Genomic DNA, 15,252 nt, shown 5'->3' with positions numbered 1-15,252 from the left:
TGATTGAAATACTTATTATGCTTAATTAATAACCCACTTATCCTTTAAAAATAGCATTCTGCCAATCAGAAAGGAAATAACGATAAAGACTAAATTTGATCCTAGGGTAAGAAGCAAATGCTGATAAATTATTTCCCCGAATATTAACTCTTTTAGAGTGCTAAATACATTAACAAAAGGAATAATAAAATGGTTAGTAGTTAATTCATTTATTCCAGTAGTTGATAAAAGCATCATTGGAAAAATAGTCAGAAGCAGTATCGGTGTGCTATAGCTTTGAGCCTCTTTAATCGTCTTACCAATAATACTAGTAATCATAAGCAATGAAGCAATTAACATAGAGTAAATAATCGTCATAACCAAAGCGAATAAGATAATTAATGCAAAATTATCATGCACAGGAACAGCATTTTTTAAATTTTCCGTAAAAAAGGCAATTTCAAGCACAACTACCAGCAAAGTGATCAAACCAGTTAAAACCCCAATGGTGGTGATAGTTAACCATTTAGAAATAACTAAAGTTGAACGCTTTACGGGAGTCATTAATAATGCCTCCATTGTTTTCTTTTCTTTTTCTCCTGCAAACAGATCCGCAGCGGCAGGAGAAGCTCCGACTCCTAAAGCTAATGATAGGATTAATGGAATAAGCATAGCGACTAAATTAATGGTTGGGTCCTCTGCAGAAATTTCTTGTTGTTCAATAGAGAAAGGCTGTACAATCGAACTTTCGACACCTGCTTCATTTAATCGTTCTGTTACCACCATCTTTTCGTATTCATTTAATGCATTCATAACAATCGAAAGTAACGTAGAAGATTTTTCACTAAAGGAATCTCCAATGAGAACGATATTGGTATTTTCTCCTTGGCTGAGTTTTTCGCTAAAACCATTCTCTATCAGTATGGCAGCCTGTGCATCTCCGTCTTTTACCATTTTTTCGGGATTATCAGAATCTATTAATTCAATGTTTGTATAAGCAGCTAAATTAGCTTTCATCTCTTCGTTTATATTTGTTGGAATGGCTAATTGGTAGGTGTCTCCTTCATCACTAGATACTAACTTTTCATAAAAGAGGGTTAAGCCTGTCATCATAATAATCGGTAAGAAAACGGAAAGTAGTAATGTGCGTCTATCGCGAAATGAATCCTTTAATTCTTTTAAAAATAATTTAAATAGCATATGTGTTTCCTCCTCTAACTAATTTACTCATAAAGATGTAGTTTAGGTCCTGGCTGCCTTCCGCTTTGTATAAATCTTCAAGCTTTCCATGATAGACAAGCTCTCCTTTGTGTATCATAGCAACGCTATCACAAAGCAACGCTACTTCTTCCATAATGTGGCTGGAAAATAATATGGTTTTTCCTTCTCTTTTTAATTGATGAACAAGCTGGCGGAATACATTTGAAGCAGTAATATCCAAGCCTGTTGTAGGTTCATCAAAAAGAATAATTTCGGGGTCATGAATAATCGCTCGTGCAATCGCCACTTTTTGTCTCATCCCTTTAGAAAAGCCGCCAACCTTGCGATTTAAATAATCTCTCATTCCAAACATCCTAGAAAGCTCATCGATTCTTACCTTTGTTTCATGTTTTCCTAATCCGTATAGATTAGCAAAGTACTCCAAATTCTCTCTTGCAGTTAATCGCTCATAAAGACCAGTTTCTCCACCGAATAGAACACCAATTTTTTGTTTAATTTCATTTGGGTTTTTCTTTGTATCATATTGATCAACCGTTATAGTTCCTTCTGTTGGTTGAATAAGGGTGGCAATGGAACGTAGAAGCGTCGTCTTGCCTGCTCCATTCTCTCCAAGTAAAGCAATTGTTTCTCCTTTTTTTATGGAAAATGACACGTGTTTCAGGGCTGTTACAGAAGTTTTTTTATCTTGGAATTTTTTAGTTACCGTTTGAATTGTTATCATACTCTTTCACCTCGTATTGGTTTCGTTACATTTATCATAATCGGAGAGCCTCTTTTTTTCTGCCATTATGTCACGAAAATGGCTTTTCATGTCGTGAAAAGGGAGGATACCGCATATAGGAATACTTGTGGGGATGGAAAATGCGGTGAAACCCATCCGAACGTAGAGAAATCATGGTAAAATAAAAAGGGTAATTTCTGTCAGTATTTGTGGGGATGAAGGGAGAAAGAAAAGTTGAGAGTTGGTTTAGTTGATGACCGTATGATTGATCTAGATAAATTAATAGGCATTGTTTCCGGTATTCCTGATGTTGAGATTATCTTCTCAACACTTTCTGCGGAAGAGGCTTATACGGAAATAAAAAAAGAAAGCATTGATTTGTTAATTGCGGATATTGAAATGCCAGGTTTATCGGGATATGAATTAGCGGACATTATTCATTCTCATGCTTTGAATATTTTGGTCATTTTTGTAACAGGTACTAGTGGCTATGCTGTTCATGCCTTTGAACTGAACGTCCATGACTATATTATGAAGCCTTATAATAAGGAGCGGCTTACCCAATCGGTACACCGAGCATTAGAAAAGACAAAGTCTACAGAGATTGCTGGAAGACTTTATATTAAGCAAAAGAGTGAAATTCACATTATCCAAAAGAAGGATATTGTTTTTATTGAACGATCTGGAAGGTCAACAACCATTTATACAAAAGCAGAAGCGATCAAAACATATCAAACGTTAAATGAATTAGAGGGAGAACTGAGAGAAAGAGATTTTATTCGCTCCCATCGATCCTTTATTATAAACATTCATTATGTTAAAAATTTTTCTCTTTATGCAAAGAACTCTTATGCTGTAGCATTCGAAGGATTAGAGGAAAAGGCATTGATTACAAAGGAAAAGGTAGATTTTCTTCAGGAAAATTATTTTTAAAGAGGTATATATGATTAATAATAACCATTTTTATTGGCTGCTTATTGCTGTCTATAGCACCATACATAGCAAAATAGTAATCGACCACGTAAGTTTTTCAGTGCAAGCATATTGGATCTTTGCATTCTTTGTGGGAATATGCTTTGTTATTTCGAAATATTTACATCAAGATAAAGCTGTTATTACTTCCAGCTTAGAAGTTCTCTTCTGGCTTGTACAATCATTGGTTTTGCTTTTGCATATTCAGGTTACTTTCACATACTGGAATATATTATTCCTGCTGTTGTTTGTACTAATAGAAATAGTGCGGTTTATGATTGGAGGAAAAATCTTTTCACTACAACAGGCAAAAGAGTCCTACGAGAAGGAGATAAGCCAATATAATGAACTTTTTCAAGTAGTGCGCAGCGAAAGACATGATTTTTTAAAGCATATTTCAGCTGTGCATTTTATGCTGGAAAAAGAGGGTTCCTCCCATGCTAAGTGTTATTTAGACGAACTGGTAGAAGGATATGAAGAAACAAATCTATCTATAAAAGGGGAAAGTGGATCTGTAGCCTCTGTCTTGCATAGAGTTTATAAGCAGGCGGTTCAGGAAAATATCGCGCTAAAATATGATTTTGATATACCTTTATCGACGTTGCCGATGAAAGAAAAGGATATCGTCGGTTTAGTAGGAAATTTATTGTCTAATAGCTTAGAAGCAAGTCGAGAATGGCAGCAAGAGTATCAACGAGAGGCCCATATTACTATTCGGCTATCCAAAAGAAGTGGGCTTTATTTACTGACATGCAAAAATGACTGCTTGCCTATTCCAGTTTCCATCTTAGACTCTTTATATAAGAAATTTGGTAAGTCGACGAAGATGGGGAAAGAACGAGGATATGGAACAAGAATCATCCTTGATATCGTGAAGAAGCATTGTGGCTATCTTGATTACACCTATAAGGAAGAATCATTTTTTGTCAAAATAAAAATACCAGTCATAAAAAACAGTAACGATGTTTATGATTGATTGGATATTGGTTGCAAATCCGAAGCAGCTTAGGGGTAGCCCATGGAAAGTGAATGGTATTCCGTCTGCGGAAAATAACTACAAAATAATTCTTTTTTAAAAATAAAGACCCAAACAGTCACAAGAAGTTTTATTTACTTCTTGTGATTGTTTGGGGTTATGTTTAGCTGGAATACTTATATTCCGGGCATGTCTTTACAAAACGTCTAGGGATAGTTCCGTAATGTGTTTATAGAAATGGAGCGAAAAGGCGGGCTATCCATTCTTTTAGCTTACTTCTCATTGTAATGGTATCTAAACCTTCAAGAGATAACTCCTTTGCCTGCTGTAAATCCTCTGTTGTAATCTTGTTCATTCTTTCTATAAAGCCTTGGTCGTAGATACAACAATTTAACTCATGATTTAAAAAGATACTGCGTCTATCAAAATTGGCTGAACCAATAATGATAATTTCATTATCAATATTAATTAATTTACCATGAAAAAAACCATTCATATACTGATAAACACTTGCTCCATGTGCAAGCAATGTACGTAAATAAGGAAAAGAAGCCTCCTTGACCAATAAATGATCAGCCTTATCTGGAATAAGGATAGTAATGGAAATATTTCTATGTAATGCTCTTAGTAACTCGCTTGTTATTTGTTTACTAGGTATAAAATAAGGAGTGGTAATTAAAAGAGAACTTTTGCAGTTTTTTATGACATGACAGACTATTTCTTCTAAGTAAACCCCTTGTGTAGGAATTATTTGATGCCTAGATGCTCCCTTTTTTTGCACAGGAAAATATATTCGATTTTGCAGTAGATTTATCTTTGAAGCTTTTAACCAATCCATTAAAAATTCTCGCTGTAAGTCATCGACCCCTTCGCCAATCAATTTAAGATGATAGTCACGCCACGGGCTCAATTTAATATTGGCATGAATATAATCCTTGCCAATATTAAAGCCGCCCATAAAACCAACTTTACCATCAATAATAGCAATTTTTCTATGGTTTCTAACCTGCAAGGAATAAAATAGATAAGGGAAAGATGGAAGCTGGCAAAAAGCAAACTGAATACCAGCCTTTTTTAATTCTTCCCTAACTTTTCTTCTTATTTTATAACTTCCTAACCAATCTAAAATAAGACGCACTTCCACTCCTTCATGTGCTTTTGATTTTAAAAGATTGAGAAACTCTTTGGAAATACTGTCTGTTTTAATAGTATAAAAAAGAATATGGACATGATCAGTAGCCTCTTCAATTGCTTGAAAGAGGGCTGGAAAAAGCTCCGTTCCGTCCGAGTAAATGTGAAAGTCACTATATCTAAAAGGATGATTTTTTCGATTGATTTTTTGGTGCTGAGCTCTCTTACCTAATTGAAAGTCCAGGTAAAGAAGGAAAATGAGTATGGCAATAATGCTTAGGATAATCAAGAATGTCTTCATTCATAATGCCCTCCTTAGAAGGATAGTATTGCCGATATTCCCTTCCTTTCATACCTTGCTTGGTAATGTCCGTAGAGATTGCTATTCATCAAAATTACAATAAATGATGGGAGAGAAAAGAAAAAATAGAGTATAGACTTGCGCACCCCTTGATAGAATCGTTATCCTAGAAGTAAGAATATTCTACATTTAGTTGGGATGGATTAGCAGTGCGGAAATTATGGATATGGATGGGAATACCTGTATATATGGTGGTGTTTACTTTCCTTTATAAGCATCACTTAGGTTCCATTGGCTTCTTTCTTTTATCCCTTCTGTTTTTTAAACTAGCTAAGAACAAACATTCAAAAATAATGGGAAAAGAGAAGGAAAACTTTTATTTTGAAGAAAAGTTAAATAAACCTTAACTAGAACTAGCATATTCACCTAAAATTTGTTTATAATGGAGAATATGTATTTTTACTATTTTAGTTAAAGCTCTTTTCAAAAGGCATTAAAATAGGTTATAGGATTTATTGCAGAATGATCAACAAAAGCATAGAAAAATAATAAACTCCCGAAAAGTGAAACTTCCACCTGAATTTCAGTCCGAGCTTTCAGGAAAGGGATAAGAGTAGATAAGAAAGGAAGTGCAAAAGAATGAGTGTTGATAAATACACACAAGAAGAACTAAAAGAAATGTCGCTAATTGATGTAGCACATGAAATTATGAATGGTGGTAAAACACCTTATGCGTTTAATGAACTAATGGATGAAGTAGCAAAATTAGTTGGGTTAAGTGAAGAAGAGGTTAATGAAAAAATAGCACAATTATATACAGATGTTAATATTGATGGTCGCTTCTTATCATTAGGAGACAATCGTTGGGGGCTTCGTTTATGGTATCCTGTAGATAAGTCAGAAGAAGATGTCGTAACAGTCACAAAACCGAAGAAGAAGAAAGCGAAAAAAGCTGTCGATGATGACTTCGATGATTTTGATAGCCTAGATGAAGATGACGATTTTGATGACTTTGATGCTGATCTAGATGACGAAGAGCTTCTAGATGAGGATGAGGATTTAGATGAAGAAGATGATGATCTACTAGATGACGATTTGTCAGAAGATGATGATGACTTCGATGAAGATTATGAAATCGATGACGATGACGAGGAAGACGACGACGAATTTGATGACGAGGATGAGGATAAATAATCTCCTAGTCTTGACATTTAGAGTCGTTGCTAGTAAAATCTTTTTTGGGCTCCTTAAAAAGAGGAACGAACTAAAATTCGCTAAATATAGCGCTCCCTTACTTTTAGAAAGTAAGTGGAGCGCTTTTTATTTTTTAGTAAAGAAAGTAAATAGCAATCGTTTCATACCCCTCTAAAAAAATTAGTTAATTCGTCTTAAATAAAGAGGAATTGGAGCAAACTTAAATCAAGGGGGATTATATAATGACAAAATATATTTTTGTAACAGGTGGAGTAGTATCTTCACTAGGAAAAGGTATTACAGCAGCATCACTAGGACGCTTGCTCAAAAATCGTGGTGTAAGTGTAACGATTCAAAAGTTTGACCCGTATATCAATGTGGATCCTGGTACAATGAGTCCATATCAGCATGGAGAAGTGTTTGTAACAGATGATGGTGCAGAAACGGACTTAGACTTAGGACACTATGAGCGTTTTATTGATATCAATTTAACGAAATATAATAATGTGACAACAGGAAAAATCTATTCTACTGTATTAAGAAAAGAACGTAGAGGAGATTATCTTGGCGGTACAGTGCAAGTAATTCCACACATTACCAATGAGATCAAAGAACGAGTATTTAGAGCTGGTCGTGAAACGAATGCAGATGTAGTAATTACAGAAATCGGCGGAACGGTTGGAGACATCGAATCCTTACCATTCTTAGAAGCTATTCGTCAAATTAAAAGTGATATTGGTCGTGACAATGTTATGTATATTCATTGTACATTGGTACCATACATCAAAGCTGCAGGGGAAATGAAAACTAAACCAACACAACATAGTGTAAAAGAGCTGCGCAGCTTAGGAATTCAGCCAAATGTGATTGTAGTAAGAACAGAAAAACCTATTTCTGAAGATATGAAGGATAAAATTGCTTTATTCTGTGATATAGACAATAAATCTGTTATTGAGTGTCGTGATGCAGATACACTTTATACTATTCCATTAGCTCTTCAAGAGCAAAATCTTGATCAAATTGTATGTGATCATTTAAAGCTTAAATGTCAAGAAGCAGATATGACAGAATGGATTGAACTAGTAGATCGCGTTCGTCATCTTTCTAAAACAACAAAAATTGCCCTTGTTGGTAAATATGTTGAATTACAAGATGCTTATATTTCTGTAGTAGAAGCTTTAAAACATGCTGGATATGCATATGATGCTGACATTGAGATCGATTGGATCAATGCAGAGCAGGTAACGAAAGAAAATGTCCAAGAATTATTACAAGATGCAGATGGAATTCTTGTACCAGGAGGATTCGGAGACCGTGGCGTGGAAGGGAAAATCCTTGCAACGCAATATGCACGTGAACAGAAGGTTCCTTTCTTTGGAATTTGCTTAGGTATGCAGGTAGCATCTATCGAATTTGCTCGTAATGTTTTAGGTTGGAATGATGCTCATTCTTCTGAAATTAACGAAGCAACAACGCATCCAGTTATTGACCTTCTGCCAGAACAGAAGGATGTGGAAGATTTAGGTGGAACACTTCGTTTAGGTTTATATCCATGTAAATTAAAAGAAGATACTAGAGCATATGAAGCATATCAAGACGAGGTAATTTATGAGAGACATCGTCATCGTTATGAGTTCAATAATCAATATCGTCAAGAGATGGAAAATGCAGGATTTGTATTCTCAGGAACTAGCCCAGATGGCCGTTTAGTGGAAATTGTTGAATTAAAAGATCATCCTTGGTTTGTTGCTTCTCAATTCCACCCAGAATTTATCTCGAGACCAACTCGCCCGCAACCTCTTTTCCGTGAGTTTGTTGGTGCATCTATCCGCTTAGCAGAAAAATAAAGTTTAGGGCAAACTTAAAAAAGAGGCTATTCCACTTATTTGGAAAAGTCTCTTTTTTGTAATGTTTTCTAACATTTAATGTAATAGTCATTCTTCTTTATAAATCATATTCTTTGAGAATTTCATCGGTTGTAAATTTAATGCCATGATAAATAAAAAGAGCAGCAATTAACGATGGATAGCCATATCGCTTTCCTTCATCGTCAGGCAATAAGCCTTTAGAAAGTCTTAAGTCGATAGAAACATCTGCGAAGTCAATCAGTGATTCGATATCAGGATTGGTAATGGAACAGATGGAAATAAAGGGAACTTGAGCATCGTATAGCTGTTTAGCAAATGTGTTTATTTCTTCCTCTTCATTTGTTCGAGCAAAAAGAATAAACCGATCGTTTGAGGTAATAGATTCAAGCGGTGTATTTGCCCATTCTTCTGTATTTGGCATTGGCTCCATCCCAGTTGTTGCTTCTGCTATTACTCCAGCCATTTCATTTGTGGCATAGAAATAAATCTTCCCGTCACTGACAATGGCTTGTGCTAATAGTCTTGAACTGTCTTCGATTGCTTCCTCTTCTTTCTCATGCAATCTTTTAAATAGCCCACTTAGTTGAGTGGAAAACATTTTAAGCAAGTTTGAAAACCTCCATTTTATTAAATTAAAACAGTAATTTGCTTCATATAGTAGATAATTATAATTAAATTGAAGGAAAAGGTAAAATTTAAGGGGATTAGCAGGAAAAAACGACTAAATAGTAGAAAAAGATAAAGTATGATAAAAACGAGAGAATACATACATATAACTTGACTTAGAAGGGAAGGTTCCTTATGAAAGGGAAAATATTAATTGTTGATGATCAATTCGGCATTAGAATCCTTTTGAATGAAGTTTTTCAAAAGGAAGGCTATAAGACGTTCCAAGCTGCAAATGGGAATCAGGCGTTAGAAATTGTGACAAGAGAATCACCTGATTTAGTGCTGCTTGATATGAAAATTCCAGGAATGGATGGAATTGAAATTTTAAAACGAATGAAAAAGCTTAATCAAGATATTCGTGTGATTATCATGACAGCTTATGGAGAACTTGATATGATTCAAGAAGCGAAGGACCTTGGTGCCTTAACGCATTTTGCTAAACCGTTTGATATTGATGATTTGAGAGAGGCTGTTAAGAAGTACATTAATCATTAATCGCCATATTTTATACATATTTATTAGCCAGATAGTCCTTATATGTTTTCCCTTATCTCTAAAAATGTAGTTTCTGTTTAGAAGCTATTGTTTTTTTGAAATCTAAATCTGTGATGTTTCTTACTAAGCCATTATAGGTCATATTTCCAATGCTTTTTCTATAGTTTATAAGTGGATTTAGAATTAAAGTGCTTTCATTCGTCAAAAAGTATATTAATTTGTGACAAAATAGAAAAAAAAGCTTGAACGATAGCATTTCTTGTTTTATTTTGGTATGATTACAATTGAGTTTTTAAATGGAATGATTCGTTTTATTTTACTTGAGGTATTATATACATATTCAACTTTCCTTTGGGAATTTTAATAAAGATTCTCTTGTAAAAAAGAACGATCATTAAATAAGGAGGAAGAAATATGCCTTTAGTTTCAATGAAAGACATGTTAAACAAAGCAAAAGCAGAAGGCTATGCTGTTGGTCAATTTAACTTAAATAATCTTGAGTTTACTCAAGCAATTCTTCAAGCTGCAGAAGAAGAAAAATCTCCAGTTATTCTTGGGGTTTCTGAAGGTGCTGGCCGTTATATGGGTGGCTTCAAAACTGTTGTTAAAATGGTAGAAGGTTTAATGGAAGACTATAACATCACAGTTCCTGTTGCTATTCATTTAGATCACGGTTCAAGTTTCGAAAAATGTAAAGAAGCTATCGATGCTGGCTTTACATCTGTAATGATCGATGCTTCTCACCATCCATTTGATGAGAACGTTGAGATTACTTCTAAAGTAGTAGAATATGCACATGCTAAAGGTGTTTCTGTAGAAGCAGAACTTGGTACTGTTGGTGGACAAGAAGATGACGTTGTAGCTGAAGGTGTAATTTATGCTGATGCTAACGAATGTGTTGAACTTGTTAAACGTACTGGCATTGACACTTTAGCTCCTGCTTTAGGATCTGTTCACGGTCCTTACAAAGGTGAGCCTAACTTAGGTTTTAAAGAAATGGAAGAAATCGGCAACTTAACTGGTTTACCATTAGTATTACACGGTGGTACTGGTATCCCAACAAAAGATATCACAAAAGCTATTTCTTTAGGAACAGCTAAAATCAACGTTAACACTGAAAACCAAATTGCTTCTGCTAAAGCTGTTCGCGAAACATTAGCTGCTAAACCAGAAGAATATGATCCACGTAAATACTTAGGACCTGCTCGTGATGCGATTAAAGCAACTGTAATCGGCAAAATCAAAGAATTTGGTTCTTCTAATAAAGCATAATTTTATCTAAAGGAAAGAGAGGATATCTTTTAGGGGAAGGCCCTTAAAGGATATCCTCTTTTTTATGGAATATTTCTAAAAAGATGTTTTTGTTAGAGGTAAAAGGAGATACTTGTAAAGAATGGAACAAATAAATACCTCGAAAAATAACTTCCATATTTATATTTCAAAAGGGATACTAGCAAGCAGCTTTCAGTTGATTAGCGAATTACCAAAGATTATCATGACTGGTTTATGGAAAAAGCGTATATGAAAGTTGAAGATTCATAGTACCAGATAAATGCCAATAAATTGGTTCGAGTATCATGATGCCTTATATAGGTAATACTAAAAATGTTTGTACTTTGTTAACACAATAGAATGTAAAGTTCATACATATATACTTTTCCATTGAGTCTTAATATTTGGTATAATAAGTAACAGTAATTCAAACAAGATTCTACATCCAAGCCTCATCTTGATTAACTTATAGCAGAATTCGTACTTTTGCATTGGCTTAGAAGGGAGCTAGAAATGGAAAAACTTATGATTGCAGGTGGATCACCTTTAAAAGGAACGGTTAGAGTTAGTGGTGCAAAAAATAGTGCAGTGGCACTTATACCAGCAACCATTTTAGCTGAATCTCCCGTTACTATTGAGGGACTGCCTGACATTTCAGATGTTCAGATATTAAAAGAGATTATGGAAGAGTTAGGTGGAACGGTATCTATATCAGAGTCTGATATAACAATTGATCCCTCTTCTATGATTTCTATGCCTATGCCGAATGGGAAGGTAAAAAAATTGCGTGCTTCTTATTATTTAATGGGAGCCATGCTAGGACGATTTAAAAAGGCGGTAATTGGCTTACCTGGTGGCTGTCATCTAGGACCAAGACCGATAGATCAGCATATTAAAGGATTTGAAGCACTTGGTGCACAGGTTACAAATGAACAAGGAGCCATTTATCTTCGAGCAGATGAGTTAAGGGGAGCAAGAATTTACTTAGATGTAGTAAGCGTCGGGGCAACAATCAATATTATGCTTGCAGCAGTACGAGCAAAGGGGAAAACCATCATCGAAAATGCTGCTAAAGAACCGGAAATTATTGATGTGGCAACACTTTTAACCAATATGGGAGCGAAAATAAAAGGTGCAGGAACTGATGTAATTCGGATTGAAGGGGTAGATCATCTTCATGGTTGCCGTCACACTATTATTCCGGATCGAATCGAGGCTGGTACTTATATTATAATTGGAGCAGCAGTTGGAGATGGTGTGCTTGTGGATAATGTGATCCCTCAACATTTAGAGTCTCTAATTGCGAAATTAAGAGAGATGGGAGTCTCGATTGAATCAAGTGATGAACAAGTGTTTATCAGCTCCAATAACTCTTTGAAACCAGTAGATATAAAAACACTTGTATATCCTGGGTTTCCAACAGATCTTCAGCAGCCATTCACGTCCCTTTTAACAAAGACAAATGGTACAAGTATGGTTACAGATACAATTTACGGTGCAAGATTTAAACATATTGATGAGCTGCGTCGAATGAATGCCGCAATAAAAGTTGAGGGACGATCTGCCATTATTAATGGCCCTGTTCATTTGCAAGGTGCCAAAGTAAAAGCAAGTGATTTACGTGCTGGTGCATCCTTAGTAATAGCAGGGCTTATGGCAGATGGAGTGACAGAAATTACGGGTCTTGAGCATATTGATAGAGGGTACAGCCATATAGTGGAAAAACTTACTGGTTTAGGCGCGACAATATGGCGAGAAAAGATGACCGAAGAGGAATATGAACAAATAAATAATGGCTAAGCTATAATGAACTAGTAAAGCGCCGTGTTATTCATTAAGAATCATGTGTAGAACCTTTTTCTATTTATTAGCCAATATAGGAGAACAGAGGGAGGAAGTTCCCTCTGTTCTAGATTCATTAAAAACTTTTTGGAAAAAGAATTTGAACGGAAATAAGTCTAATAAACCATTCATACGTAAGATTTTCGCTATAAAAGGGGTGTAGGGACCATCCTTTTAAATTTGCTTTGTGAAAAAATAAATGTCCTCCAAAACGGGAATATTCATTAAGCTTCCTCCATACCTTCCTTTTCGAACGACCCTAAAAAAAGAAGGATGAAAACGAAACTTCATCCATATTCCGCTTCCATTATGGAGTGGACAAGTGTTGGTAAAAAAATTCTTGTTGCACATTTTTCGTAGATGGAGGTAAAATAGAGATTGCTTTTAATTGATTCTCGTTGAAGCTAATAGAAACCTGAAGGATAAAATAAAAACTCCTCTTAAGATAAATTTATATTCAAATCAAGGCTCCTTCCGCTTTATTGAAAGAAAGCCATTCTTATGAAAAAAGTTATAAGAAAATGAAAGTATACGATTTATCGATAGCTGGAGAAGAAGCAGGATTCTTCTTTTCCATCCTTCACTTTAATTATTTCTCGCATCAAAATTTCTCTTCACAAAAAGCGTTCGCCTCAAACAGAAGAAAAACCTTCCCACATTTCGAAATAAATGGTAGGGATAACTGAAAATATAAAAGAGTGGTGTAAAAATGGGATTAAATATATCTAGTTTAGAAAATATGAAATTAAAAGAGCTGTATGAATTAGCTCGCGAATATAAAGTTGCCTATTACAGTAAGTTAACAAAAAAAGAACTGATTTTTTCCATCTTAAAGGCAAGAGCAGAGCAAGAAGGCTATTTCTTCATGGAAGGTGTTCTAGAGATTATTCAGTCAGAAGGATTTGGCTTCTTAAGACCGATTAATTACTCTCCAAGTTCACAGGATATTTATATTTCAGCATCTCAGATTAGAAGATTCGATTTGAGAAATGGAGATAAAGTTTCAGGGAAAGTTCGCCCACCTAAAGAAAACGAAAGGTATTTTGGCTTACTTCAAGTAGAAGCTGTTAATGGAGACGATCCAGAGACAGCAAAAGAAAGAGTTCATTTTCCAGCCTTAACGCCTCTATACCCGAATCGTCAAATACATTTAGAAACAACACAGAGAAATGTATCTACTAGAATAATGGATGTGTTAGCTCCTGTTGGCTTTGGACAACGCGGTCTCATTGTAGCTCCTCCTAAAGCAGGTAAGACAATGCTGATCAAGGAAATAGCAAATAGTATTACAACAAATCATCCAGAGGCAGAGTTGATTGTTTTACTCATTGATGAAAGACCTGAAGAAGTAACAGATATTGAAAGATCTGTAAGTGGAGACGTTGTTAGCTCTACATTTGATGAAGTTCCCGAAAACCATATTAAAGTTGCTGAATTAGTACTAGAAAGAGCAATGCGTCTTGTAGAACATAAACGTGATGTTATTATCTTGATGGATAGTATCACAAGATTAGCTCGTGCCTATAACCTAGTCATTCCTCCAAGTGGAAGAACTTTATCGGGAGGAATTGATCCAGGAGCATTCCATAGACCAAAACGATTCTTCGGTGCTGCACGTAATATCGAAGAAGGCGGTTCTTTAACTATATTGGCTACAGCACTAGTTGATACTGGTTCACGTATGGACGATGTTATTTATGAAGAATTTAAAGGAACAGGTAATATGGAGCTTCATTTAGATCGTGCATTAGCAGAAAGAAGAATATTCCCTGCTATTGATATTAGACGCTCTGGAACACGAAAAGAAGAATTATTGATTCCTAAAGAACATTTAGACAAGCTATGGGCTATTCGTAAGTCAATGTCTGATTCACCAGACTTTGCTGAAAAGTTCTTAAGAAAATTAAGACAAACGAAAAGCAATGAGGATTTCTTTGCGATCCTAGGTGAACAAATGAAAGCAGGAACTGCGAAGCGTTCCTAATCACAGATAAAAGCGATATAAGTGATTTTTAAATTATTTATTTCTATGATTGAAGACTTTCAGTTTTTTTCAATATTTGGTAATTAATGCATGGTTAATAGTGTTGCAAAACAAGAATGTACTTGTTATAATATAATCAATGTGTTTTACAATTACAGTGTCTAAGCACTGTTTTAGAACTCTGTTTCGAAAGTTGCAGGGCGGAAGGAGATGAAAAGGAATGAAAACAGGAATTCATCCAACTTATAACGAAATTACGGTGAAATGTGCTTGTGGTAACGAGTTCAAAACTGGTTCTGTTAAAAAAGAAATCAAAGTTGAAACTTGTTCTGAGTGCCATCCGTTCTATACTGGACGTCAAAAATTTGCTGAAGCTGGCGGACGTGTTGATCGCTTCAACAAAAAATACGGTCTTAAGTAATATGGAATATCAAGAACAGGCAAGAAGTTACTTCTCCTTGCCTGTTTTTTATTTGGACTGATAGTAGGATTTTTAAGAATGAAAGTCATGATATAACTTTTATTCTTAAGTATCTTATGTTATTTTTTTGTCTATTTTTCATGCGAGATGCTAGTAAAAATGATATTTGAAGTGAATCTATTATTTCCATTAGCATGGATAGCTGT

General features: G+C 35.1%; 14 protein-coding genes. 10 read left to right on the top strand and 4 right to left on the bottom strand.

Annotation, left to right across the window (positions count from 1 at the left end):
- Positions 1-21: 21 nt before the first annotated feature.
- A complete protein-coding gene (locus NSQ92_RS20850; protein ID WP_047940770.1) occupies positions 22-1,179 on the bottom strand; it encodes an ABC transporter permease in 1,158 nt (385 codons plus the stop codon).
- On the bottom strand, positions 1,169-1,921 hold the full coding sequence (locus NSQ92_RS20845; RefSeq protein WP_047940769.1) for an ATP-binding cassette domain-containing protein: 753 nt from the start codon (positions 1,919-1,921) through the stop codon (positions 1,169-1,171). The genes NSQ92_RS20850 and NSQ92_RS20845 overlap by 11 nt, the downstream gene beginning before the upstream one ends.
- Before the next feature lie 234 nt (positions 1,922-2,155).
- Here NSQ92_RS20845 and NSQ92_RS20840 point away from each other — a divergent pair, with 234 nt between their 5' ends.
- On the top strand, positions 2,156-2,854 hold the full coding sequence (locus NSQ92_RS20840; protein ID WP_095258223.1) for a LytR/AlgR family response regulator transcription factor: 699 nt from the start codon (positions 2,156-2,158) through the stop codon (positions 2,852-2,854).
- Between the two features lie 10 nt (positions 2,855-2,864).
- The gene (locus NSQ92_RS20835; protein WP_341153185.1) at positions 2,865-3,869 is read left to right on the top strand and encodes a sensor histidine kinase; all 1,005 of its coding nucleotides are present in this window, start codon (positions 2,865-2,867) and stop codon (positions 3,867-3,869) included.
- 229 nt (positions 3,870-4,098) lie between these two features.
- Here NSQ92_RS20835 and cls read toward each other — a convergent pair whose 3' ends face one another.
- A complete protein-coding gene (gene cls, locus NSQ92_RS20830; protein WP_047940768.1) occupies positions 4,099-5,301 on the bottom strand; it encodes a cardiolipin synthase in 1,203 nt (400 codons plus the stop codon).
- 639 nt (positions 5,302-5,940) lie between these two features.
- On the opposite strand from cls, the gene rpoE reads away from it, so the two are divergent.
- Together rpoE and NSQ92_RS20820 are read left to right on the top strand one after the other, a co-directional pair.
- Positions 5,941-6,495 (top strand): DNA-directed RNA polymerase subunit delta, encoded by a 555-nt coding sequence (gene rpoE / locus NSQ92_RS20825; RefSeq protein ID WP_341133412.1) that lies wholly within the window; start codon positions 5,941-5,943, stop codon positions 6,493-6,495.
- A gap of 242 nt (positions 6,496-6,737) precedes the next feature.
- Positions 6,738-8,342, top strand: a complete 1,605-nt coding sequence (locus NSQ92_RS20820) for a CTP synthase (protein WP_047940764.1) — start codon at positions 6,738-6,740, stop codon at positions 8,340-8,342.
- A gap of 97 nt (positions 8,343-8,439) precedes the next feature.
- Here NSQ92_RS20820 and NSQ92_RS20815 read toward each other — a convergent pair whose 3' ends face one another.
- A complete protein-coding gene (locus tag NSQ92_RS20815; RefSeq protein WP_047940763.1) occupies positions 8,440-8,970 on the bottom strand; it encodes a DUF2529 domain-containing protein in 531 nt (176 codons plus the stop codon).
- Positions 8,971-9,164: 194 nt separating this feature from the next.
- Between NSQ92_RS20815 and NSQ92_RS20810 the strand changes: the two genes are divergently transcribed.
- From NSQ92_RS20810 to rpmE, 6 genes are all read left to right on the top strand, one after another.
- Positions 9,165-9,527: a response regulator gene (locus NSQ92_RS20810; RefSeq protein WP_047940762.1), complete on the top strand. Its 363-nt coding sequence runs from the start codon at positions 9,165-9,167 to the stop codon at positions 9,525-9,527.
- A 414-nt stretch (positions 9,528-9,941) separates the two neighbouring features.
- The gene (locus NSQ92_RS20805; protein WP_047940761.1) at positions 9,942-10,799 is read left to right on the top strand and encodes a class II fructose-bisphosphate aldolase; all 858 of its coding nucleotides are present in this window, start codon (positions 9,942-9,944) and stop codon (positions 10,797-10,799) included.
- A 121-nt stretch (positions 10,800-10,920) separates the two neighbouring features.
- Entirely contained in the window at positions 10,921-11,052 is a 132-nt protein-coding gene (locus NSQ92_RS20800; protein WP_268874793.1) for a hypothetical protein, read from the top strand.
- 260 nt (positions 11,053-11,312) lie between these two features.
- Positions 11,313-12,599, top strand: a complete 1,287-nt coding sequence (locus NSQ92_RS20795; protein WP_047940760.1) for a UDP-N-acetylglucosamine 1-carboxyvinyltransferase — start codon at positions 11,313-11,315, stop codon at positions 12,597-12,599.
- A gap of 751 nt (positions 12,600-13,350) precedes the next feature.
- Complete coding sequence (gene rho, locus NSQ92_RS20790; RefSeq protein WP_016202506.1) at positions 13,351-14,625, top strand: transcription termination factor Rho; 1,275 nt, start codon at positions 13,351-13,353, stop codon at positions 14,623-14,625.
- Between the two features lie 220 nt (positions 14,626-14,845).
- Positions 14,846-15,046: a 50S ribosomal protein L31 gene (gene rpmE, locus NSQ92_RS20785; RefSeq protein WP_047940758.1), complete on the top strand. Its 201-nt coding sequence runs from the start codon at positions 14,846-14,848 to the stop codon at positions 15,044-15,046.
- Positions 15,047-15,252 lie beyond the last annotated feature (206 nt).

It is taken from the genome of Niallia sp. FSL M8-0099 (assembly GCF_038006945.1).
Taxonomy (GTDB): Bacteria; Bacillota; Bacilli; order Bacillales; family Cytobacillaceae; genus Niallia; species Niallia circulans.
The sequence above is the reverse complement of the archived record's forward strand: the minus strand, read 5'-3'. Positions and strand labels throughout refer to the sequence as shown.

Excerpts from the sequence above, each read along its gene's own strand:
- NSQ92_RS20850 (WP_047940770.1), bottom strand. The coding sequence starts at position 1,179 with ATGCTATTTAAATTATTTTTAAAAGAATTAAAGGATTCATTTCGCGAT.
- NSQ92_RS20845 (WP_047940769.1), bottom strand. The coding sequence starts at position 1,921 with ATGATAACAATTCAAACGGTAACTAAAAAATTCCAAGATAAAAAAACT.
- NSQ92_RS20835 (WP_341153185.1), top strand. The coding sequence starts at position 2,865 with ATGATTAATAATAACCATTTTTATTGGCTGCTTATTGCTGTCTATAGC.
- cls (WP_047940768.1), bottom strand. The coding sequence starts at position 5,301 with ATGAAGACATTCTTGATTATCCTAAGCATTATTGCCATACTCATTTTC.
- rpoE (WP_341133412.1), top strand. The coding sequence starts at position 5,941 with ATGAGTGTTGATAAATACACACAAGAAGAACTAAAAGAAATGTCGCTA.
- NSQ92_RS20820 (WP_047940764.1), top strand. The coding sequence starts at position 6,738 with ATGACAAAATATATTTTTGTAACAGGTGGAGTAGTATCTTCACTAGGA.
- NSQ92_RS20810 (WP_047940762.1), top strand. The coding sequence starts at position 9,165 with ATGAAAGGGAAAATATTAATTGTTGATGATCAATTCGGCATTAGAATC.
- NSQ92_RS20805 (WP_047940761.1), top strand. The coding sequence starts at position 9,942 with ATGCCTTTAGTTTCAATGAAAGACATGTTAAACAAAGCAAAAGCAGAA.
- NSQ92_RS20800 (WP_268874793.1), top strand. The coding sequence starts at position 10,921 with ATGGAACAAATAAATACCTCGAAAAATAACTTCCATATTTATATTTCA.
- NSQ92_RS20795 (WP_047940760.1), top strand. The coding sequence starts at position 11,313 with ATGGAAAAACTTATGATTGCAGGTGGATCACCTTTAAAAGGAACGGTT.
- rho (WP_016202506.1), top strand. The coding sequence starts at position 13,351 with ATGGGATTAAATATATCTAGTTTAGAAAATATGAAATTAAAAGAGCTG.
- rpmE (WP_047940758.1), top strand. The coding sequence starts at position 14,846 with ATGAAAACAGGAATTCATCCAACTTATAACGAAATTACGGTGAAATGT.